Consider the following 21,958-nt stretch of genomic DNA (forward strand, 5'->3'; position numbering starts at 1 on the left):
GGGCGCGATCGCCAAAACCGTGAGCGAGCTATTGGCCATCAGTGACGAAGAGATCGGCATCATCCGGAAGAACCAGCGGTTAGTCTCGCAACTTGGTAGACCGGCCACCATGAGGCGCACCCTGTTTCCGAAAGTTGGCTCTCTGGTGCCTTTTTTGGACATTCATTCAAATTGGGCTCCCTGGCAATCATGAAAAAAGCGCCACGTCATTGACGGTACGCCGCTCTGGATGCGCCGTGGCTTAACTTAGCCGTTCGATCGCGTCGGTCAACATCTGTGGGGTTTCCCAATAGGACGACCATGGGTCCGCGACCTGGAAGCTCAGATATTCACGGGCATCCCGGATCGTCCATTGCCCGCCACTCTTGAGTTTCGGCAACTGCTCCCACGACACAGGCATTGAGACCCCAAGTCCGGGCCGGGCACGCGCTGAGAACGCGGCGGCGGTGGTTTGCGAGAAGCCATTGCGCAGGTAGTCGACGAAGATCTTTCCCTTGCGGTTGGTGGCGCCGGAACGTGCGGTGAAGCGCTGGGGCAGGGTGGCGGCCAGATGCTGAACTGCAGCCCGCGAGAAGGCTTTCACCTCATCGTAGGAATGCTGCGGTGCCAGCGGCACGACGACGTGTAGCCCCTTGCCGCCGCTCGTCTTCAGCCACGACTGCAGGCCCAGTTCGTCCAGCAGCGCGTGCACCAACATGGCGGCCTCGAGCATCGTCTCCCAAGCGACGCCTGCGCCGGGATCGAGGTCGAAGATGACCCGGTCAGGATGGTCGATGTCGCGGGCAGTGGAGTTCCAGGTGTGAAACTCCACCACATTCATCTGGGCGGCCGCGACAATCGCTTCGGCCGAGTCGGCCGTCAGCAGCGCGGCATGTCCCGGCCATAGGGACGCCGGCCGCTCGGTCAGCCCCGGCATCGCGGTTTCGGCATGCTTTTGGAAGAACGTCGGGGCATCGATGCCCTCCGGGGCGCGCACCAGCGATAGCGGGCGGTCCTTCAGATGGGGCAGCATCAGCATCGCGATGCTCTCGTAGTAGCGCACCAGTTCGACTTTGGTGATGCCCTCGGTCTTGTCGATCACGCGTTCGGGATTCGTGACCTTGATCGCGGCCATGCCGTGGGGTGTCACGGCGGTCTGAACCGCTTCGCGCCGGATCGACTTCGCGGCATGGTCGGTGCGCAGGCCCTTGAACGAGGCGTGGCGAACATGGCCTTCGGGCGTCCACTCGGAGAATTCCACTTCGGCGACCAGCGTCGGCTTAACCCATTGCACAGCGGTGGCGCGGCGGCCTCCCCATCGACGGCTCGCTCGGGCTTCCGTCGAAAATGGGCTTTTGTCCACTTGCAGTTTCACGAGCCGCTTGCGCAGGTCCGTCGCCGCGGCGCTGTCCCAGCCCGTACCGACGCCGCCGGTGTAACGCAGTTCGCCGTCGGCGTAGACGCCAAGATAGAGTCTGCCGACCTCAGTACGGGAGCCTTCGCGATCGGAATAGCCACCAATGACGAACTCCTGACGCAGCTTGCACTTCGCCTTCAGCCAGCTCTGCGTACGTGCCGAGACATAGGGCGAATCTGCGCGCTTGAACATCAAGCCTTCCAGGCCGAGCTGGCACGCCGCCTGAAACATCTGGGTCGCCGGCGCGTCGAAGGCTTCGCTGAAGCGAACGCGCTCCGTGCGCTCCGCGACCAGCGCGGCCAGTTGGGCCCGGCGCTGCACCAGCGGCAAGCTGCGCAGATCGCGGCCTTCCAAGTAGGGCAGGTCGAAGGCGAAGTAGACGATGGCGTCATTGCGATGGCCGTCAATGGCATTCTGCAAGGCGTTGAAATCCGGCACGCCGTCGCGCAGCACGACAATCTCGCCGTCCAGCCAGCCTTCCGAGATGTCCAGCTTCTCGATCTCCGCCGCCAGCGAAGCCAGCTTCCGGGTCCAGTCATGCCCATTTCGGGTAAAGAGCGTGACCCCGGCGTCGGAGATCCTGGCCAGGATCCGGTAGCCGTCGAACTTGTTCTCGATGATCCAGCCGGTGCCGGCGGGAAGTGTTGGCGACAGCGTGGCCAGTTGCGGGGCGAGCTTTGCGGGCAGCGGGGCACGGGGCGCGCGCTTGACGGCGGTGGCGGGATCCTCGTCGAGGACCGCGACAGATTCCTTGTCGCCATCCTCTGCATTGAGCGCGCCCAAGGGCTTGGCGATGACGCTGTCCGGCAGCGCCGTCAGCACATCGAATTCCGACAACGTGCGCGCCCACGCGTCGCGTTTCTTGAACAGGATCCACTGCTCGGATTTGTCGCCGGGCTTGGCGATGCGCACCAGTTCCCAGCGGCCGGCAAGCTTTTCGCCGTGGAGATCGAAGAGTAGCTTGCCCGCGGCCATGCCTTCGCGGGGATCGCCGACCGGTACCCAGGTGCCGCGGTCCCAAACAATCACCGATCCGGCGCCGTATTGCTTGGGCGGGATTTCGCCTTCGAATGCGGCATAGTCGAGCGGGTGGTCTTCGACATGGATGGCGATACGTTTTTCCGCAGGATCGTAGCTCGGTCCCTTTGGCACGGCCCAGCTGAGCAGCACGCCATCGAGCTCCAACCGAAAGTCGTAGTGCAGTCGGCGAGCCCAATGCTTCTGGATGACGAAGCTCAAGCGTGCTGGCTTCTTTCGCCGCGCTTTCCGTCCCGCTGGCTCAGGGGTGATGCTGAAATCGCGCTTCTTCTCATAGCGCTCAAGCGGCGGCGATGGCTCCGTCTCGCCGCGCTTGGTTCTGCGCCTCGCGTGGGTTGTGGCCATCGAATGAACGGTCCCTTGTCAGCCGCACGCCGGCTAGCCCTTGATGTCGCGCGGATCGTGGCCGAAGGAATTGCGCTCCCGAATCTGCCCGTCCCGGCCGTGGATCAGCAATTCGACCTGTTCCTGCTGCGCTTTCGCCGTGCCAGCCGCGATCGCGTCTTCCTGCCGCTTAAATTCCTGGCGCTGGCCGCCGCCCTCATGCTCAATCGCCCAGCCGTCGCCAGCGGGTACGACGTGGATGTTCTTGCCTGGCATGTTCATCTCCTAACTTGTCTCTGAATGCTGTCAGCGTCGGCGCTTCGCGACCACTCCGCTATCCGGCGGCGTCCGACAAGCCGCGTGCAACAGACGCCGCTTTTTGCTGCATTGATTCGGATGACCGTAGAATTGGGGGAGGGCAGCATCCCGAGCCGCTACAGGATTACTGGAGGAAACCAACATGTGCTATTCGGCGCAGATCCAGGCCAGCTACCGCAAGTACGTGCGCGACTTCGGCGCACTCATCAGCCTTGAGCGCTTTATCGATCTTTTCTGGGAAAAGCGACGTGATGGAGGCTGGTCGAAGCTACCCAGGGCCATGCGTGCGGCATTCGAGGCGCCGACCAACGAGGGTGAGTGTGCCATTGCGGACCTGATCGCCGCAGCAGAACAAGAGCAGGCTGGCGTCTTTGAGGCAGAGCTGTTCCAGCAGAAGACGCGTCTGACGACTGCCGAGCGCACGCTGGCCACCAAGCCGACGAAGAAGGCGGAGAACGACCAGCGCATCGCCACCGACAAAACTTCTCGCGCCCAGCGCAACCTCGCCGACCTGCAGCGCACAGAGTTGCTGCCTCGCGATTCGCGGATATTTCCAGGACACTACGCGCCCGTGCTCGTCGTTGAGGATGGCCAGTTCACCGTCATTCCGATGCGCTATCAATGCCGCCTGCCAGGCTGGACTGCGGCAATGGAACGGCAGAAGCCCGGGACCTACAATGCGCGACGCGACAATCTGAAGAAGGCCTGGCGCCAGCTCTACGGCTACAAGCACGGCATCGTGATCGTCAATGCCTTCTACGAGAACGTCGCGCGCCATAAGATGGAGCATCGCGATCTTGCGCCGGGCGAGGTTGAAGAGAACGTGGTTCTGGAGTTCCGTCCGGAGCCGCAGCAGGACATGCTGGTGGCCTGCCTGTGGTCCTGCACAAAAGGAGGGGAGGGCGAAGCCGACCTCTATTCGTTCGCCGCAATCACTGATGAACCGCCGGCCGAAGTGGCTGCCGCTGGTCACGACCGATGCGTCGTTCCGATCCAGCGCGAAAGCGTCGACGCATGGTTGCACCCAGATCCGAAGAATTTAGCGGCACTCGATGCCGTTCTCGAAGAGCGCAGCCGTCCCTTCTACGAGCACCGTCTGGCCGCGTAGCGTCGAGCGCATCCCGTAAAATTCCTCACTTCTCAACTTGCGCTGCAGAGGTCAGACCATGCGCGTTGGCCGCCCAATTCCTGTGCTTCCCCAGCCGGTATGCGATGACTGCGGCGCCAAGGCGAATTTGGCACGCGCGGGCGATGAAACGTATCCTTATCTCGAAGATCACGGACCTGTGTGGATTTGCACCGCCTGCCAGGCCTGGATCGGCGTGCGGGCACGCAGCAAGCACAACGCGCCCCTCGGTCGACTGGCCAACGCGGCGTTGCGCGAGCGCAAAAGCCAGCTGCACGATGCGCTTGAGCCTTTGGTCGCGGCAAAGATGCGGCGCGACGGCGTCAATGCTTTCGCGGCTCGCGGCAAAGCCATGAAATGGGTCATTGCGTCGCTTGGTATGGCCGTCGCAACGCCAAGCATTCATGCATTGTCGCTGGAACAATGCGAACAGGCGATCCAATTCATCGCAGAGTTTCAGGCTTCCCGTCATTCAGATCGGACTGCTTGAACCGAAGTCGCCAGTTCGGCGCCGCGCCAGATGATGACGTCGACGGTTCTCGGTTGCCGCGTTATGGAGACGATACATTTCGAGATGCCGGGCCGCTTGGACACCGCCACTATGCCGGCCCAGCGCCCATCCCGTGAGACATGAATCGCCAATGGATATTGACGCCAATCTCCCGGCGCGATCGCTTCAACGCAGCATGTTGACGGCCTGGCAAAGTGATCAGCGACCCTCGAAGCGTTCACAGCCCCCTTCGCGTGAGATCCGTCATGGCTGCGTCGTTGGCGCGGCTAGCGCACCAGTCAAGGCTATTTTGGCACCGGACTTCTTGAGCACCGGCCCCCAATCGGTCAATCGATAAACGGGACCGAGCTTCTCGATACGAACCGCTGCCTGCTCAGCCGCTTGCCGAACCAACATTGTCACCGTCTTCTTGTCGATGCCGCTCCGCGCCGCCACCTTGACCAGGGTCGCGTCGGGGATCTCGTCGATCGCGGCGAGGACTGCAAGCATGCGTCGCAGGTCGCCCCTCGGGTATTGCGGCACTTCGCTATCAGCTAGCATCCAATCGCCCCCGTCACGATAGGCCAAGCGGTACTGCCGTCCGGTAGGTTCCGTTGCGAGACAGTATGCAAGGGATCAAGGTGCTTTTCAATGCACGATCACGACACTTGGGCGTCCCCGGAACATCCGCAGGGTACTGCGTTGTCAGCAAAAATTCCGGCTGGCCGTATCGAGCCGGCCGAGCATCGACGAGAGATCCACCACGCGCTGAGCGATGAGGTGACGGACCTCGCCCTCGCATTGCCACTGACCATAGATGCCGGCCATCCTCGCCCCGAGGACTTCTTTGCGGAAGCGTTCGAAGACCCCTGGCCAGACAATCACGTTGACCACACCGGTCTCATCCTCCAGCGTCATGAAGATGACGCCATTCGAGGTGCTCGGGCGCTGTCGCACGGTGACCAGGCCTGCGGCACGAGCGGTTTGCCGCGGCTGGTATTGCGCCAGCTCTGCGGCGGACACGAAACGTCGAGCGGATAGCATCGGGCGCAGCAAGGCAAGCGGGTGGCGACGCAGTGTCAGGCCCATCGCCCGGTAGTCGCCAACGATCTCCTCGCCCTCGGTTGCCGGCACCAATTCGGCGGACTCCTCGGCCAGCTCGGTGGCACGCAGCATGTCCTTGTCCGGTACCGCTGCGGCGGCCTGCCACAGGGCTTGACGGCGCCCGCCCGTGATCGACGCCAGCGCATTGCCGCTGGCCAGCACCTGCAGGTCGTGCCGATCGAGTGCGGCGCGACGCGCCAGCTCTGCCGTGCTGGCGAACGGCCGTATCGCGCGGGCCTCCTCGATGCGCTGCGCGGCCTCGCGACGCATGCCGCGTAGGAGGGACAGGCCCAATCGCACCGCCGGCCGTGAGCCTGCGTGGAAGGGTTCGAGTGCGGAATCCCAACCGCTCACCGCCACATCGGCAGGCAATACGGTAACGCCGTGGCGCTTGGCATCCTGCACCAGCTGCGAGGGCGTGTAGAAGCCCATGGGCTGACTGTTCAGCATCGCACAGAGAAAGGCTTCGGGCTCATGGCATTTCAGCCAGGCGCTGGCGTAGACGAGCAGCGCAAAGCTGGCTGCATGGCTTTCCGGGAAGCCGTACTCACCAAACCCCTGGATCTGCCGGAAGATGCTTTCGGCAAACTCGCGATCGTAGCCGCGCTCGAGCATGCCCGAGACGATCCGATCGTAGTACTTGTCGATGCCACCCTTGCGCTTCCACGCGGCCATAGCGCGCCGTAGCTGGTCGGCTTCCCCGGCCGAGAAGCCGGCGGCCAGCATGGCCACCTGCATCACCTGCTCCTGGAAGATCGGCACGCCGAGCGTGCGCGACAGCGCTTTTTCCATCGCGGCACTCGGATAGGTGACTGGCTCGAAGCCCTGTCGCCGGCGCAGGTAAGGGTGCACCATGCCGCCCTGGACGGGTCCGGGTCGCACGATCGCCACCTCGATGACCAGGTCGTAGAACGTGCGCGGCTGCAGGCGGGGCAGCATCGACATCTGCGCACGCGACTCGATCTGGAACACGCCAACGGTATCGGCACGGCAGATCATCTCGTAAGTTGCATGGTCTTCCGCCGGAATGTCCTGCAGCTCGAAGGCCTCGCCGCGCTGTTCCGCAACGAGGTCGAGCGCGCGTCGCACGGCGGACAGCATGCCGAGCGCCAGGACGTCGACTTTGAGCAGACCCAAGGCGTCCAGATCGTCCTTGTCCCACTGGATCACGCTCCGGTCTGCCATCGCGGCGTTTTCGATGGGCACGAGGCGCGAGAGCTTGCCTCGCGCCAACACGAAGCCGCCCGTGTGCTGCGACAGGTGGCGGGGGAAACCCAACAACGAGACGGCCATGTGCGCCCATCGTTGGGACAACTCGGCTTCCGCATCCACGCCGCTTTCAGCGAAGCGCTTCAGCAGGTCCGCTTTCCCGTCGAACCAGTGATGCGACTTGGCCACCAGATCCACAATCGCAGGATCGACGCCGAGCGCCTTGCCGGTGTCGCGCAGGGCGCTGCGCGGGCGATAAGTCGTCACCGCGGCGGCAAGCGCGGCCCGGTCTCGCCCGTACTTGCGATACAGGTACTGGATGACCTCCTCGCGTCGCTGGTGCTCGAAGTCGACGTCGATGTCCGGTGGCTCACCGCGCTCCTTGGAAATGAAGCGCTCGAACAGGAGATTACCGCGTGCGGGGTCGACCTCCGTGATGCCCAGGCAGTAGCAGATCGCGGAATTGGCCGCCGAGCCGCGACCCTGACAGAGGATCCCGTTCGAGCGCGCAAAGCGCACGATATCGCTCACCGTCAAAAAGTACCGCTCATAATCCATGTCCCGGACGAGCGCGAGTTCATGCTCGATCTGCTGCTGCACGGCAAGTGGGATGCCAGCCGGGAAGCGGCGGTGGGCCCCCGCATAGGTTTCGGTGCGCAGGTAATCGGCCGGTGTGGTGCCGTCCGGAACCACCTCGTCAGGGTATTCGTATCGCAACTCATCCAGGGAGAATTGGCAGAGATTGGCGATGTGGACCGCTTCGGTCAGGTAGCGGTGCGGGTAGATGTTGGCCAGTCGCAGGCGCGAGCGCAGATGCTGCTCGGCATTCGGTGCCAGGTCGTAGCCGCACTCCGGAACAGGACGGCCAACACGGATCGCCGTCAGCACGTCGAGCATCGGTTTGCGCGAGCGCACGTGCATGGTGACGCAGCCGGTGGCCACGACGCGCAGATGGTGGCGGGCCGCCGCCGCCTCGACGGTGCCACGATGGATGTCGTCCAGCGGACGGTACAGCAGGTTCAGCCCCATCCAGGCCCGTCCGGCAAAGGTCGCGCTCACCCACGCAGCCTGGAGGTCCAGCCTGTCCGCCGGGGCACCGTAATCCGGCGTGAAGATGATGAGGCAGTCGGGCAGGCCCTTGAGGTGCTGGTGGGGCGCCTCTGGCGCGGCGAGATCGCGTGGCGTCAGGACATACGAACCCTTGGCGGCGCGCATGCGGGCCAGCGTGATCAGCTCGCAGAGGTTGCCGTAGCCTTCCCGGTTGCGAGCCAGGGCCACAACGGACAGGGCAGGGGAGCCGTCGGCATTCTGCAGGTGGAAGGAGGCCCCCACGACCAGGCGCATGCCGGCCTTCTTCGCTTCCGTATGCGCGCGCACGATCCCAGCCAGCGAGCATTCGTCCGTGATCGCGAGCGCATGGTAGCCCAACTGCGCCGCGCGCTCCGCCAGCTCTTCCGGACGGGACGCACCCGTGAGAAAGGAGAAGTTGGACAGGCAATGCAGTTCCGCATAGTCGGGCAGGCCTGTTGCGAGAATCTCGCCCATGGCGGTTATCCGAAGAGACCATGGAGGTACCACCGCGATTCGTCGCCTTCGCGGCTGCCCATCCGCTCCTGGAAGATCCAGTAGCAGGTGTGGTCCTTACCTTGCGCCACGAAGTAATCGCGCGTGACCACTTGGCCGCCCCACCAGCCGGCTTCGATGCGCTCGGGTGGCGAAACGATATGCAGGGGCGAACCGTAGAACGGCCGGTGATCCCGCTCGATGAGCGGGACCGGCTTGCCCAACAGCCAGGTTGGTCGAGGCAGGGCTGCCGGCAGGGACACGCGTGCAGGCTTCTCGGTGGCCGGTCGCCATGCGTTGGCCACCTCGGGGCGGTAGTCTGCCTGCAAGCAGGGCTGGCGAACCCTGTCGGCGCCGAGGCGCGCGCTGAGCAGCTCGAGTAGCCGGGCGTGATCGGCATGCGTCCCGCCGGGTTCCGGGAAGAGGGACTCCGTGGGCGGTGCCATGGGCTCCGTGTCGATCGCGGACACGGCCACGGCGATCATCGGGGCTTCGACGACAACGAGGGCGAGCCGCTCCTTGAGGATGCGGATCAGATGTTCCTCATGCCAGTTGGGCTCGGCGAGCGCAATCTCGATCGTCGTCGGCGGGATGGCCGCGCGGCCGCGCTCGTGGCGCAATGCCACATGGAACCGCTTGATGGCCAGGTGCCGGGCGGTCAACCAACCCACCATCTGCACCAACAGGCCGCGAACATACGCCAGCGTCTGTTCGGCATTCTCGATGCGATCCGGCAGATCCACCGTCGCATCGAATGCTGGGGGAGCTTCGACCCACTCGAAGATTTCCGGGGCCTCCCCGTAGGCGCGATCCAGGGCATCCAGGAAGTCAGCGCCGCAGCGGCGCTGCAGACCGGCGCGAGGCAGGCGGCGCAGGTCCTCCAGCGTCAGGCAGCCCAGGCCTTCGAACCAGTCGGCAAACTTGCGCGCGGCGGGCAAGGCGTGAATCGGCAGGCCGGCCATCCTGCGTTGCAACGACGCCGTAGTCAAGGCGGTGCCACCGCCGGTGCGCGCCAGCAGCCACGCTCCCTGCGCCGTCGGGGCGCTGCCGACCATCGTGCTGAAGCCCATCGTCTGGACGGTCCCCATGATCCGTCGGCGGAGTTTGCGCGGGCCACCGAAGAGTCGTAGCGTGGTGCTGACGTCGATCAGGACCGCAGCTTCATCTGCAGCGGCGACATTCGGCGAAAACTGCAGCGTCGCCATGGTGACTCTCGCCAGTGCGTCCTCTTCCTTGCCGGCATCGCGATCAAACAGGATGGCGGCTGGCGCGATGGTTTGCACGCCGCCGCGGCGCATGCCCGGCTTGACGCCCGCAGCCAGGGCCAGGGGCGTAGCGAGATGGACCCGTTCCTTGTCGAGGACGGCAACGGCCAGTTCAGTGGTGGACCAGGTCGGCCGGAAGACTTCGAGAGGGAGCGACGGCAGGCGTAGGCAGATCCACAGGCGCAGCATGGCGATACAACAAAATGGGGGACGGTTCCAGCGCGACGAGCAGAGGGGTCTCTTGCTGCGGCCCGCGGCGCTTGACGAAGTTGACGGTGACGCCGCCGACGGCAGGCTCGAGGGCCAGGCGCAACGGTGACGGCGAGGCATCCCGCGCGCACGCAGCGGGGCGCACCACGAAGAAGAGCGTGTCCGAGGTTTGTGCGGCCAGGTGCAGGCGCCGTAGCGCGTCGTTGCGAAGGTGGGACTGCCAGAGAATCAAGGCGCCACAAGTCCCGGCCCGCAAGGTCTGCTCGGCCGCCCAAAGGACATCGGCAGTCCGTTGCGCATCAATCCACAGCAGCCGCTCCGGCGATATTCCCCAGCTCACCAATGAAAGGGCTTGTGGGGCGTGCGGCGGCGCCAGGAGCACGATCGGACGTCCAGATCGGGCCACGAGCGTGGGGCGCAGCAGCCGGAGTTCGCCGATGCCAGGTTGCTGCAGTAAGAGTTCCACCTGGCTGCCGATGGGCCATCCTCCGCCCGGCAACTCCTTGTCCAGCGCGGTATAGCCCGTCGAGGCGGTGCGCGCGTTGTCCCGGGCCAGTTGTGAGGCGACCCAAAGTGACGGATGGATGGTTTCAGGGGCGACGGTGAGCATTGGCAAGTCCTGTCACCAGAGTACTGTATATTTATACAGTTGTCACCTAGACGGAACGCCACGCCGCTCGGACCCGAAAAGCTGTATGAAGCCGGAATTAGTCGGAGTTAAAGGTGCGCTATATTTCACTCGACTACCGATTAGCCGGCGCGTAGACCGTGGTCTGAATCCCGGATTCGCCACCATTTATTTGAAAAGCCGCGCTCCCAACAGGGTTCGCCGCTTTTTGCTTTCGACTGCTGCCGAGGGTCTCACACAGAACCCGCCACCTTGCCGCTTGCAATGTGGCATACCGGCAGCGACGAAGAACTGGTCCGAGATGCTCGCCTTCAGTCACGGCCTACTCACGCCTATCCCCGGTCACTGGCGGTCTGTGCGTCTACTGTTTGGTCGCAAGGGGCTACTTATGCAAGCTTCCCGATCCGTGGTCATGGGCAGACCGCGGTCTTGACGAGATTTACCAAGACTGGCCTGGTGAACGAGAGCGCAAGGTTTTTCTGCATGGAGTGGATGTGCTGCGCAGCTTCCCGAAACCTGATTAGCCACGCGGATCCGGATACTGCATCGATGCGGTCTGGTCTACGCACATGGCAATGCAGGAAACGTCGTTCGAAGATGTCGTCCAACCGCGATCCTATTCGGTCACGATACCGACACCACGGCGTGCGTCGGCGGGGGACTGGCTGGCATCAAGTTCGGTCTGCCGGGAATCCGACGCGCTGGCTGCGTCAGCTTCGCGGGTCCGCAATCAGCGAATTCGCGCAACGGCTTGCAGGAATGAATGGCCGTGCGGCGTGACGCGAGGTAGCTGCCGCCCAGAAGCCAGAAGTTCCACGGTTACATAGTGACGTTCCAGCAGGGCGTGAAGGTCCGCACGGTCCAACTCGATTTGTTCAGGCGCATCGTTGACCACCTTCAGCGTTGCAAATTCATGCGGACTCAGCATTCGTGTCTCCCTGATAGTTTTGTGCCTCACTGCCTCTCACGTCGATGGTGGTCTGCTGCGAAAATTTAGAGGAAGGATTCTAACGCCGGAAGTTGACTTTCTGACGTAAATCTTACTCAGTGAATTCCCCTAACCCGAAATGCGTATGCTGCTCAGGTCGGATGAAAGGTATTCTTCTCAACAAGCGCCCAAGAGCGTGCAAGCACCGCCAAGACGGTGAAGGGGAGATATGTACGTCAGCTATCGAGTGGTCCCACGGGTGGAGGTGGTGACAAGCGGAATCTTCCCGCCCGGCGTACTGATCATCGCCTATGACGATGACGTGCCGATGAACGAACTGGTCTGGGACGGCGTCAATCCGGTTGCCGCCTACGATGACGCGATTGGTTGTGGCAGAAATACTGGCGCTGCGGGTTCGATCTAAGGTTGAGAAATCGACCCAACAAACCGACATCCGACTACCAGCTATCCAGGCGATACTGCAACGGATCGCCTCGACAGGTCATTGGGAACCTGAACAGGTTCTCCCTCTCGGCCCAACCATCGCCAAGCATGTGTGCCGGACCTCTCGGCGTCGTCGCATCTGACAATAGGAACCGGTGCTATGCAAGCAAATGTTGTTCGTGGAAAAGCATTTACCCTTCACTGGAACAACGGATGGGGTGAGCACTACAAAGGGGCCGTCACGCTGGTACTGCGGACCGCTCCAAACAAGGAAAGGATTGAGACGTATCAGTGCGATCAGACACGTTCTGAACGCGCCTTGGCGCAGGCAGACGCCGACCAATTATTCACACTGAAGACGAACGAAGTTGTGACGGCACGACCCTAACGGCGCAGGCTGCCAACTTGCGCCCCGACTATGGCTGTTGTCCGGGCAATTCACTGACCGGCCCACTGGTCAAAGCGACCACGCGACATACAGCAGGCCGAATGCCAGAATGCAGGCCCCTAGAATCAGGTAATACCGGCTGCCATGATGGGTGTCACCGGCACGATAGGCGTGGTGGGAGTGCTGGATGTGAGGCTTCATGGTGCTCCTGATGGGGAACTGGTACTAGTTAGACCTTAGACAGGCCCCGTTTCTCATGCAGATTCTGTGCCTGCGGGCTAATTCGCGCTTCTTTTCACCGCAGTCCACGTAACTCCGGTTCTGAGACGGCCCAGCCGCGACGGAATTAGCTGTCAAATCATTGATTTCTTGGGGATCGCAGTCCGGCGAATTCCGGTGCCTCACAAAACTGCACAGGTCACAGCATCCGCTCAGTGCAGATGTCCGCCAAACAGTCCGAGCAGTCCGATGACGATTAGGTAGATGGCGACGATGTAGTTGAGCAGTCGCGGCATGACAAGAATCAGGATGCCGGCAATCAGCGAGATGAGAGGCCCAGCGCTGGTGACAATGGTGATGTCTTTCATGATGCCCTCGCTATATGCTGCGATGGCACCAGTTTCGCGCTATGCAGCACGGCGGGATAGCCGAGGCTGTCCTACACGCTCGGCGACACCTTTGTCGCCATGCGGGGTCAGGGTAGTGATCTAGCCGCCCAGCCAGGGGTGCCAGAGGAAAAACGGAAGTTCTGCCAGAATTTGACGACCCTGGCAGCCAAACTCGGCGACGGCCTGGTGCTCGACCGGCTCTGAACGACCGCAGATTCAACCGGCCATTGCCTCAGTCGCCGCTACTATTTCTGCTTCCCGATCAAGGGTGATCTCGACCGAGTGTTGGCCACTATCGTCAGAGCGCAAGCTCCGGCTTTCGAAGACTCTCTTCACACCTCGCACCTTGGGTTAAATTGGTGTCGAAACCAAAAACATCGGGAGGCATGAGTTATGGGGGTCATTCGGGAGAGGATCGACTGGCGCGTCACCTTGGCGGACGCGGCATCGACGCAATCGGCTGGGATGCGACGGGAGATTAGATGATGAGCGCCGACGCCGTCGTGCTGGTCGACTTCGAGAGCGTCCAGGACATCGACTTCTCCCAGTTGTGTGGCTCGCGTCTGGTGGTGTTCGCTGGCGAGATCCAGAAGAAGGTCCCCATCGAAGTGGCGATGGGGCTGCAGGCGCTAGGCGAGCGCGCCCGGTGGGTTCGCTCAAGCGGAATCGGGCCCAACGCGCTCGACTTCCACATTGCCTTCGAGATCGGCCGCATGGTGGAGAAGGGCGAGAAAGGGCCCGTGTTCGTGCTTTCCCACGACCGGGGTTTCGATTCTCTGCTCACCTGGCTCGGCACGAAGCTTGGGATTCCTGCGCGGCGCGTGACCGCGCTCGCCGAGGCGTTTCGGGCCAGCCCGGCGGACACGGGGGCCGCCGAGGGTCAAGCCTCTGGTCCGGCTCAGCCGAGCCCCACGCCCGCACAGCCCGCGCGCGCGACGCCGGCTCCGGCGGCTTTCCCAAAGCCGAGCGCGAACGCCAAGCCTGCGGCCCACACGCCTCCGAAGGCGGCCAAGGCGGCCTCCGTGAAAACGCCCGCCAAAAAGGCCGCGCAGCCCCAGTCAGGCAACGACAAGAAGGGCAGTGCCAAGCCGAACGCCGAGCTCACGCGCCAGATCCTGGCCCGCTCGCAGAAGGTTGCCCGGCCGCGCCGACGAGTGACCTTGGCGAAGCACATCCACGCCATGTTTAAGGTGCACGCCATCGCCGAGCGCGAGGTTGAGTCCATCATCGCCAAGCTCATCGCCAACCGCTCCATCAGCGACGTCGAAGGGGCGATCACCTACCATTTCTGACTCGTCGGTTGGCGGGGGAGCGCGATAGGGCCGCCGCAATATTGGCGGCCTCGGCGTGCGGGCTAAGCCGCGGCCAGGGGCTATTGCCATGGCTGCACCATCCAGATCCCAATGGCGACCGCGCAGCGTCGAGGCCGCCCGAATGCGGCCAATGCCGGTAGGCATCCGAGAGAGGAGCTGCCCCTGTGCAAGCAAGGGGCTCTGGCCTTTCGAACCGGTCCCTACGGTGAGTTCCGTTCGTCCTTTCCCGCTTGCAGCTACAAGCCCAAGAAGCCGGGAACCTCGCCCTGTCCGCGGATTCGTAGAGACCAGACGGCACCGGAAGTCCTGGCTCTCATGCGCCAATAGCGAGCGGACGATTTCGGTCGGGTAAAATTCTAGTCTGCGCCGCAGGCAAAGCGCACCCCTTTCATCGTCAGCATGAACCTACCATCCGCACAAGAGAGGCCTGCGAGCCTCGTTCGCGAACTCTGTAAGCTGCCAACGGAGACCGAGTGGCTTGAGTTCAAGCGCAATCGAGTGGACCACGAGCAAATCGGTGAGTACATCTCGGCATTGTCGAATTCTGCGGCTCTGGCCAACCGTGCCCACGGGTATTTGATATGGGGAGTCGACGATGCCAGTCATGAACTCGTCGGCACGATGTTCGACCCCAAGGCCGCGAAGGTGGGCAACGAAGAGCTGGAGAACTGGCTATTGCGCCTGCTCAGCCCGAAAATTCTATTCTCTTTCGAGTCCGTGGAAGTTGATGGTCAACGCGTTGTCGTACTCGAAGTTGGTCGCGCTTACCGGCATCCGGTTCAGTTCATGCACAATGAATTTGTCAGGATCGGGTCGCTGAAGAAGAAGCTGAAGGAATTTCCGGAAAAAGAGCGCGAGCTCTGGCGCATCTTTGACGAGACACCATTCGAGGCAATGGTCGCTCGCCGCGACGCTTCGGACGAGGAGGTTGTGTCTCTCCTCGACTATCCGGCGTACTTCGATCTGGCAGGAATTCCATTGCCGGAAAACCGCTCCCAGGTCTTGGAGCGCTTGGCCGCGGAAAGCCTGATCCGGCGCAACGATAGCGGATCTTGGGACATCACCAACCTTGGCGCTATTTTGTTCGCCAAGCGCCTGGAAGACTTCAGTGGACTGCGGCGCAAAGCAGTGCGGGTAATCGCCTACGAAGGCAGAGATCGCGTCAGCACCCTTCGCGAGCAGGTTGGTGCGAAGGGGTACGCGGCTGGCTTTGAGGGATTGATCGGTTACATCAATGCTTTGCTGCCGTCCAACGAGATCATCGGCAAGGCTATCCGAAAGGATGTTCCCATGTATCCGGAATTGGCAGTGCGGGAGCTTGCGGCCAACGCGCTCATCCATCAGGATTTTGGCTTGGGAGGAGCAGGGCCGATGATAGAGATCTTTAAGGACCGGATGGAGGTGACAAATCCTGGTAGTCCACTCATCAATGTCGAGAGATTCCTGGATACGCCCCCGCGTTCGCGGAACGAAGGGCTTGCTTCCCTCATGCGGCGCTTCGGCATCTGCGAGGAACGGGGAAGCGGCGTGGATAAGGTAGTGTCGGTCACGGAGGCTTACCAGCTGCCCGCTCCGGAGTTCTCGACAGTTTCCGACCATACGCGGGCAACCTTATTCGCGCACAAAGAACTTACGAAAATGGACAAATCCGACCGAGTGCGTGCTTGCTACCTGCATGCATGCCTTCGGTACGTCCAGCGCGACTATATGACCAATGCGAGTTTGCGAGATCGGTTCGGCATTCCGGTCCAGAACAGTGCGACGGCGTCGCGACTGATCAAGGAGGCCGTGGAGGGTGGCATGCTTCGGCCGTACGATGAGACTGCAGGCCGCAAGTTCATGAAGTATGTGCCGTACTGGGCATAGCTTATTTGACAACTAGCTTCGTACTTTGCTGCGCAGGATCGCCTAAAAGTGGAAACACCAATAAAATCAATGTGTTACGAGACACGCTCTTTTTGATGGTCATTTGATAGCAGCACCATCTCTGTGCTCCATGCGTCGTGGTTCAACGCGAGGCAATGTGCCTATAAAGCCTCTCGGAGAACTCTTCGGAGCGGACAGGGCGCGCCCCATCCCGGGCAACCATAGACGCCGCCCGCAACTACCTGTAGTCCTTCGCCATATCTTAACTTTCACACTTGAAAGTCCGGCGCATTTACCACGGAATGGTTCCGTTCGTTTCTGAGCCCATTGTCTAAGCCGTCGGACGCTTGAACGATCCAGACACGATAACCATTTAACATAAGTATTCTTATGCGCTCTGTGGCGTAGAAAGCACTTTATGGCGGAGCCTGCGACTGTCTCCGGGATCGGCTCGGACATGCCGGAACAGTCTGTTGGGAGGGATTAGCTGTCACCGGGCTAACGACTCGCCTGCATACGTAGTCGACTGGCACGGTTGGTCACGTTCGAGCGGCGTGGAGCAGAGATGCTCATAGGCCCGGGAATGGCGGGAACCGAGGTCATTACAGTAAGCATGCGTGAGTTAGACAGGCTCCAGATCGTCCAGGCGGTCGTGGATGGTCAGTTGCGGCCAGGCGTGGCCGCCGAACGGCTGGGAGATCACGGATCGGCAATTCCGGCGGCTGCTGGAGCGTTATCGGCAAGAAGGCTCATCCGGGCTGGTTTCTCTCGCCGGCGCGGTCGAACTGAGCCATTGGTGAATGCCCCCGCCAATCTCCTCGACGGAGGCATTTTGGACGGTGAGGTCTGCGTGCTAGACGACGGTCGCAGCGACTTCGCCCCTGCGACACGCAGCGGCTCTGAGGGGGTCGTTAAGCGGCAAGGATTCGGAAATCCGTAGCTTTGGCGACCGGGCGCACATGGTTCTTCTCACGTTTGAGGTCGACGATGCCATAGTTGGACATTGTTTTCAGCGTACGCGATAGGTTGCCGGGCTTGCGGCCCGTAGCTTGTGCGAGTTCTGAGATGGATTCCGGCTTGGTCTCGGTGATGACCCTCAACAAAGCACGATTGTCGTCGCTCAGCACTTCGGCCAACGACTTCATGGAAGTGAACCAGATCTTAGGCTCGCTGGCCTTCGGCCTGTACTCACCCCGCGCAATTGCCAACACGCGCTCACGGATTTTCTCTTGCGGCATGATGCCAATCACAATGGTTTTCATCTCTTCTTCACCTCCGACAGAACGCGGTCAACGTCTGCGAAAAAGTCGTTCATCAGTTGCTGTGCATCCTTGAATTCGTAGGGCACCCCTTTATCCGACACGTGCCTGTGCTTGTGGTCATAAGCCAAAATGCGTCCGGCATACTTAAATTTCTTGGGCGGCTTCACTGCATGCGCGTTGTCATACCCAAGAATTCTCTTGCCATACGGCTCATGCAGGGTGAGGGAGTACCTGATGCCATGGGGAATCTCCTTCGATATTTCGACTTGCCAGGCTTCGAGCTTGATCCAGTAACCGCCCCCTTGATCGAGGATCGAACCATGCAGGTCAAGCAGGGTATCAATAGCCGTGTCTCGTTTCATACCTAACTATATCACCTGCTGATAAAGTAGAAAAAGCGGGGTTCCCGATCTAGCCGGCGCGTCACCAAGCCATGATGCTAATGGCGCACATTTGGAGTAGAAACAACGTTTTGAAGGCTTTCGAAGTTCGCACAGGAATCGCATTCTTGCCGCCCTCCCGCGAATTGGTGACACCAGCGGTGACACGTTTACCGAGTTCCGCCCCGTGCGCTCGAACAAGGCGGCCTTGAACCGGACGCTCCGGTAGGCCAACCGCATGCGGTACGCAACGCTGTTGGATCGGCTGTGCCGGCATCTGGTCTTTCGCTCGCCTCGGTGCACCGGCCAGAGGAGAGCTGACGCCGCAATCCCCCAATGTGACCACTGACCAGCGGCGTCAGGCAGTCCCCGGCTGCGGACTGGGCCAGCCTGCGCAGCCGCGCACCTCGTGGGCACCATGCTCGAAGCATGGCATCATCGTAGCGGAGGCGTGCACAGCCCGCATCGCAATTCGATTCGTTCTGCCACCATGGTCATCGTCCAGACCCAATACCGGCGCGCCCTCGACCCGTGGCCAGCGACAGCGAAGACGCCGCTTGGTGGGACCGCTGTCACCACGACTGGACACAAGTGGGCGATACATCGCTGGCGGCAGTCGCGCCCGTACGCCTCCATCCTGATCACCCTGCGCCGGGCCTCGACGCCTTGGCTGCGCCACTCGGCGCCCTCCCCTCTGACCGACGCCGGCATGTCCAGACCGTTCGGGCTTGACGGAACTGGATCGTTTCCATATCCGCCGGCAGCCTCCCCGCGTAGAATGCTCCCCGCGTTGTCAACCTGAAGCCCTCGGCCGATGTCTGTCTCCTACGACCCCAGGCAAATCGCAGCATGGCTGGACTCCTTCACGGTGTCCAAGGCCCGCTCCTATGCGAGCGCAGTCTCGGAACTCCGCTGGATCGACGGGGATACTTTAGCGGGTCTGGTGCAAGGCACACGTTCGCGTCCGTACGACGTGCGTGCGTATTTCCACGACATCGACGAAGACATGTGGGTGGAAGGGGAATGCACGTGTCCGGTCGGCGTTGACTGCAAGCACGTTGCCGCGCTGCTGATCGCCGGGCTTGCGCTTCAGCCCAAGCCATCGGCCACTGGCGTGCGCGCCGAACTGGTGACCTGGCTCGAAGGTTTTCGCGCCCGACGCACGGCGGCCACTCCCGCTGCCAAGAAAAAGTCTGCCAAAGCCACGCATGCACTGGCTTACGTGATTGAACAATCCTATCGCGGCGCCGAGATCTTTCTGTACAAGGCCCGCGTGGGCGCTGACGGGACGATTCGCTCGCTGGACGATCCGTGGCAGAACGTGGAGAAAGCGCTGATCCAGCCGCCGAAATTTGTCACCGAGGAAGATCTGCCGATCCTGCGCGGGCTGTGGCTGGGCCGCTCTGGCGCCTATTCCGGAGGTTTCAGTTTAGAGGGCACAACCGGTGCCGCTACCCTGGAGAAGCTGATCGCTACCGGCCGCCTGTTTGCCTCTTCCGCTGTGGGTACGATGCACCCCGGAACGCCCTGTCTCGTGCACAGCGGGCCCGCACGCAGCGCACAGATTACGTGGCAAGCGCAGGCCGACTCACGCGTGCGGCCAGTCTTGCAGGCCGAGCCACCCGCCACCCTGTTGCTGACGACCACCCAGCCATGCTGGTATGTGGATGCGCATTCGGGCGAATCCGGACTCCTCGCCTTACCGTGGCCCGCGGAGCAGGTCGCGGATTTCCTGTCGATGCCGGCCATCACGCTCGACGAAGCGGCACTCGTTGGCAGTGTGCTACGTGAAATTGCCCCGGACCTCCCTGCGCCACCAGCGGCCGACGCGTCGTCCATTCAGATGATCGACTCCGTACCGGTCCCAGTCCTGGCTCTGGATACCCTGCCGGTCTGGGGCGCGGGCTGGTCGCCGTCTGCTTCCCAGGGCGGATTGGATTTTGCGACGGTCAGCTTTGATTACGCGAGTCACAGCCTTCCCGCAAACAGCAACACGACCCTGGTTCGAACCGCTGGCGGTGAAGTCATACAGATCCGAAGGTCAACTGAGCTCGAGCGCAAACGTCTGACAGAGCTACAGAAGGCCGGTTTCCGAAAGATTCCGGCCCATCGCGCTCAGGGCCCGAAAGCGTTTCCGCCTGGCTTGCTGGGCCCCGAGGATGACGGCGGCTGGCCAGACCTCATGACGCTGGTATTGCCCGCGCTCCGGGCAAGCGGCTGGCGCGTCGTCATGACCGACGCGTTTCGACACAACGTGATCGAGATCGAGGCCATTGACGGCAACTTGCGTCCGACCGGCGATGGCTGGTTTGACGTCGAGATGGGCATCACCGTCAATGGTCGCACGGTGCGCCTGGAACTACTGCTGGCAGACCTCTTTCGTCGGGACTCGCGCTGGCTGTCAGGCCAGCTCGAGACCATCGCTGACGACGAAGCGATCGACCTGAAAACCGATCGCAACGAACGGCTGCGCCTACGGGCGGACCGGCTCAAGCCGGTCGTGCGCGTGCTGATCGACCTGTTCGACTCGCTGGGCACCGGCATGCGCATTTCCAAGTGGGATGCGGCGCGACTCCATGCCCTGGATCAGACCGGGCGCTGGCAGTTTCATGGCGACGCATCGATCCGATTGCTCGCGCAGCGTCTGATGGCGGGTCGTGGCGTGACGGACGTGCCAGTGCCGCGTGGGCTGAAGGCCGACCTGCGTGCTTACCAGCGCCAGGGACTTGCCTGGATGCAGTTCCTGCGCGAGCACGGGCTATCCGGCGTGCTTGCCGACGATATGGGCCTCGGCAAGACCATCCAGGCACTTGCACACATCCTCACCGAAAAGGAACGTGGCAGGCTGGACCGGCCAGCACTGATCGTCGTGCCGACCACGCTCATGCACAACTGGTGCGAGGAAGCGCAGCGCTTCACTCCGAGGCTACGCGTGCTGGCTCTGCACGGATCCCAGCGTCACGAGCGCTTTGACCAGATCGGCGAGCATGATCTCATCCTGACCACCTACGCTTTGCTTCGATTCGACCCAGTAGCCATTCGTAGACGGTTGGTCCAGTGTGCTCCTTTGCCGCCCAGTGGGCGATGTCGTGCAACTGCTCGTCAATCCGACGAAACTTCGCATCGTTTACCTGGCGCAGTCGCTCGAGGTTCTGTCGAATGGCTTCCCGGTTGAGCATCGCATTGTCCGCGGTCAACTGCTTGGAGTACTCGCGCTGGAAACGGTCAAGAAATTCGACGAATTCGCTCCATTGCCGTTGGACCGAGGCTGTCTGCATTAGGTGGCGCACGAGTTCCTGGAAGTAATCGATGCCTTCGGTTAGGTCCTCGATAACCTTCTCGGCGTACTCGTAGGCGTCGACCAGGTCGTGAGCATCGCCGCGGGCTTGAAGCGCTGCTTCGAGCGCATTGCGGCAGCCGCGCATGTTTCGCTGGCGACTTCGACCCGGCCGGTCAAGCATCCAGAGCGCCTCGGCAAGGAGTTTGCCCGGGCGCGAGAATCGAAATGCCGTGACCAGGCCATGCCGGTCTGCGAACTGTTCAAGCCAGCCGTCGGTCAGAAGGGCCCGCATCAGCAGGTTCGTCAGTTGCACTGGCTCACCGTCTGCGCTGCTGAATTCGTCGGGCTCAGCTTCCGTGGTCAGCCGGTCGGGGTTGTCACGCACGACCGCCATGAGCAGTTCGCGTAGCAAGTCACGCGTCATTGTGTGCGCATAGTCGGCTGCTGGCCCGTGCAGGCGCTCGTACAAAGCGCGCAAGCAAGCGACAACGAGCTCCCGACGTGAGCTGTTCAGGGGCCTGAAGAAACGTTTGCGCTCGGCCTCGAAGAACACGGGTTGACTCATGGAATATTTCCCCCGTGCAGCGGCGGCAGCGAGACGACCTGAGGAACGAGGTCCCTCATTTCACCACCTTCTTGGCGACAGACTTCTTGAGCGGCACGGGCTCGTCGTCCGATGATCGATGGCCAGCACCTCAATGCTGTGGCACTGGCGGTAGCCAAGGATAAGCACTTCAAACATGTTGGCAAATCGGCGACCTTTTCCAACGGTCGCCGCCTCCCAAGCCCCCCCGGAATTGCAACGTTAGCTTGATGGT

The 21,958-nt window shown here is 62.0% G+C and carries 18 protein-coding genes and 1 pseudogene; 7 read left to right on the forward strand and 12 right to left on the reverse strand.

Annotated features, from left to right (window positions below; genetic code table 11):
• Window positions 1–241: 241 nt before the first annotated feature.
• Together ligD and CBM2586_RS29540 are read right to left on the reverse strand one after the other, a co-directional pair.
• The gene (ligD, locus tag CBM2586_RS29535; protein ID WP_012354470.1) at window positions 242–2,779 is read right to left on the reverse strand and encodes a DNA ligase D; all 2,538 of its coding nucleotides are present in this window, start codon (window positions 2,777–2,779) and stop codon (window positions 242–244) included.
• Between the two features lie 33 nt (window positions 2,780–2,812).
• Window positions 2,813–3,034, reverse strand: a complete 222-nt coding sequence (locus tag CBM2586_RS29540; protein ID WP_018003845.1) for a DUF2188 domain-containing protein — start codon at window positions 3,032–3,034, stop codon at window positions 2,813–2,815.
• Window positions 3,035–3,218: 184 nt separating this feature from the next.
• On the opposite strand from CBM2586_RS29540, the gene CBM2586_RS29545 reads away from it, so the two are divergent.
• Together CBM2586_RS29545 and CBM2586_RS29550 are read left to right on the forward strand one after the other, a co-directional pair.
• Complete coding sequence (locus CBM2586_RS29545) at window positions 3,219–4,184, forward strand: SOS response-associated peptidase family protein (RefSeq protein ID WP_012354471.1); 966 nt, start codon at window positions 3,219–3,221, stop codon at window positions 4,182–4,184.
• Between the two features lie 58 nt (window positions 4,185–4,242).
• Window positions 4,243–4,692, forward strand: a complete 450-nt coding sequence (locus CBM2586_RS29550; protein ID WP_012354472.1) for a zinc-finger-containing protein — start codon at window positions 4,243–4,245, stop codon at window positions 4,690–4,692.
• A 264-nt stretch (window positions 4,693–4,956) separates the two neighbouring features.
• Here the strand turns inward: CBM2586_RS29550 and CBM2586_RS29555 are convergent, their stop codons facing one another.
• The 4 genes from CBM2586_RS29555 to imuA all read right to left on the reverse strand — a co-directional run bounded on the left by CBM2586_RS29555 (window position 4,957) and on the right by imuA (window position 10,653).
• The gene (locus tag CBM2586_RS29555) at window positions 4,957–5,280 is read right to left on the reverse strand and encodes a hypothetical protein (RefSeq protein ID WP_012354473.1); all 324 of its coding nucleotides are present in this window, start codon (window positions 5,278–5,280) and stop codon (window positions 4,957–4,959) included.
• A gap of 117 nt (window positions 5,281–5,397) precedes the next feature.
• Window positions 5,398–8,550: an error-prone DNA polymerase gene (locus CBM2586_RS29560; RefSeq protein WP_012354474.1), complete on the reverse strand. Its 3,153-nt coding sequence runs from the start codon at window positions 8,548–8,550 to the stop codon at window positions 5,398–5,400.
• A 5-nt stretch (window positions 8,551–8,555) separates the two neighbouring features.
• Window positions 8,556–10,022, reverse strand: a complete 1,467-nt coding sequence (locus tag CBM2586_RS29565; protein WP_012354475.1) for a Y-family DNA polymerase — start codon at window positions 10,020–10,022, stop codon at window positions 8,556–8,558.
• Complete coding sequence (gene imuA / locus CBM2586_RS29570) at window positions 9,946–10,653, reverse strand: translesion DNA synthesis-associated protein ImuA (protein WP_012354476.1); 708 nt, start codon at window positions 10,651–10,653, stop codon at window positions 9,946–9,948. Before imuA ends, CBM2586_RS29565 begins: the two co-directional genes overlap by 77 nt.
• A 574-nt stretch (window positions 10,654–11,227) precedes the next feature.
• Here imuA and CBM2586_RS32580 point away from each other — a divergent pair.
• The gene (locus CBM2586_RS32580; protein ID WP_370820324.1) at window positions 11,228–11,434 is read left to right on the forward strand and encodes an ADP-ribosylglycohydrolase family protein; all 207 of its coding nucleotides are present in this window, start codon (window positions 11,228–11,230) and stop codon (window positions 11,432–11,434) included.
• Here the strand turns inward: CBM2586_RS32580 and CBM2586_RS29575 are convergent.
• Window positions 11,402–11,599 (reverse strand): hypothetical protein, encoded by a 198-nt coding sequence (locus CBM2586_RS29575; RefSeq protein ID WP_012354477.1) that lies wholly within the window; start codon window positions 11,597–11,599, stop codon window positions 11,402–11,404. The genes CBM2586_RS32580 and CBM2586_RS29575 overlap by 33 nt on opposite strands.
• 229 nt (window positions 11,600–11,828) lie before the next feature.
• Here CBM2586_RS29575 and CBM2586_RS29580 point away from each other — a divergent pair, with 229 nt between their 5' ends.
• A complete protein-coding gene (locus CBM2586_RS29580; protein WP_116311481.1) occupies window positions 11,829–12,023 on the forward strand; it encodes a hypothetical protein in 195 nt (64 codons plus the stop codon).
• A gap of 477 nt (window positions 12,024–12,500) precedes the next feature.
• On the opposite strand, the gene CBM2586_RS32475 is transcribed toward CBM2586_RS29580, so the two are convergent.
• Window positions 12,501–12,632, reverse strand: a complete 132-nt coding sequence (locus CBM2586_RS32475; RefSeq protein WP_256461665.1) for a hypothetical protein — start codon at window positions 12,630–12,632, stop codon at window positions 12,501–12,503.
• Between the two features lie 230 nt (window positions 12,633–12,862).
• Entirely contained in the window at window positions 12,863–13,009 is a 147-nt protein-coding gene (locus CBM2586_RS29585) for a DUF3096 domain-containing protein (protein WP_081479560.1), read from the reverse strand.
• Between the two features lie 512 nt (window positions 13,010–13,521).
• Between CBM2586_RS29585 and CBM2586_RS29590 the strand changes: the two genes are divergently transcribed.
• Together CBM2586_RS29590 and CBM2586_RS29595 are read left to right on the forward strand one after the other, a co-directional pair.
• Complete coding sequence (locus CBM2586_RS29590) at window positions 13,522–14,331, forward strand: PIN domain-containing protein (protein WP_012354479.1); 810 nt, start codon at window positions 13,522–13,524, stop codon at window positions 14,329–14,331.
• Window positions 14,332–14,751: 420 nt separating this feature from the next.
• Window positions 14,752–16,218, forward strand: coding sequence for an ATP-binding protein (locus CBM2586_RS29595; protein WP_012354480.1), 1,467 nt, complete (start codon window positions 14,752–14,754; stop codon window positions 16,216–16,218).
• Between the two features lie 911 nt (window positions 16,219–17,129).
• Here CBM2586_RS29595 and CBM2586_RS29600 read toward each other — a convergent pair.
• Both CBM2586_RS29600 and CBM2586_RS29605 read right to left on the reverse strand, forming a co-directional pair.
• Window positions 17,130–17,480 (reverse strand): helix-turn-helix domain-containing protein, encoded by a 351-nt coding sequence (locus CBM2586_RS29600; RefSeq protein ID WP_012354482.1) that lies wholly within the window; start codon window positions 17,478–17,480, stop codon window positions 17,130–17,132.
• On the reverse strand, window positions 17,477–17,842 hold the full coding sequence (locus CBM2586_RS29605; RefSeq protein WP_012354483.1) for a toxin-antitoxin system TumE family protein: 366 nt from the start codon (window positions 17,840–17,842) through the stop codon (window positions 17,477–17,479). The genes CBM2586_RS29600 and CBM2586_RS29605 overlap by 4 nt, the downstream gene beginning before the upstream one ends.
• Before the next feature lie 832 nt (window positions 17,843–18,674).
• Here CBM2586_RS29605 and CBM2586_RS29610 point away from each other — a divergent pair.
• A pseudogene (locus CBM2586_RS29610) lies at window positions 18,675–20,879 on the forward strand (SNF2-related protein); the annotation flags it as partial.
• Here CBM2586_RS29610 and CBM2586_RS32720 read toward each other — a convergent pair.
• Entirely contained in the window at window positions 20,854–21,705 is an 852-nt protein-coding gene (locus CBM2586_RS32720) for a hypothetical protein (protein WP_012354485.1), read from the reverse strand. The pseudogene CBM2586_RS29610 and the gene CBM2586_RS32720 sit on opposite strands and share 26 nt — an antisense overlap.
• Window positions 21,706–21,958: the final 253 nt, after the last annotated feature.

The organism is Cupriavidus taiwanensis, assembly GCF_900250115.1.
In the GTDB taxonomy this organism is placed as follows: Bacteria; Pseudomonadota; Gammaproteobacteria; order Burkholderiales; family Burkholderiaceae; genus Cupriavidus; species Cupriavidus taiwanensis_B.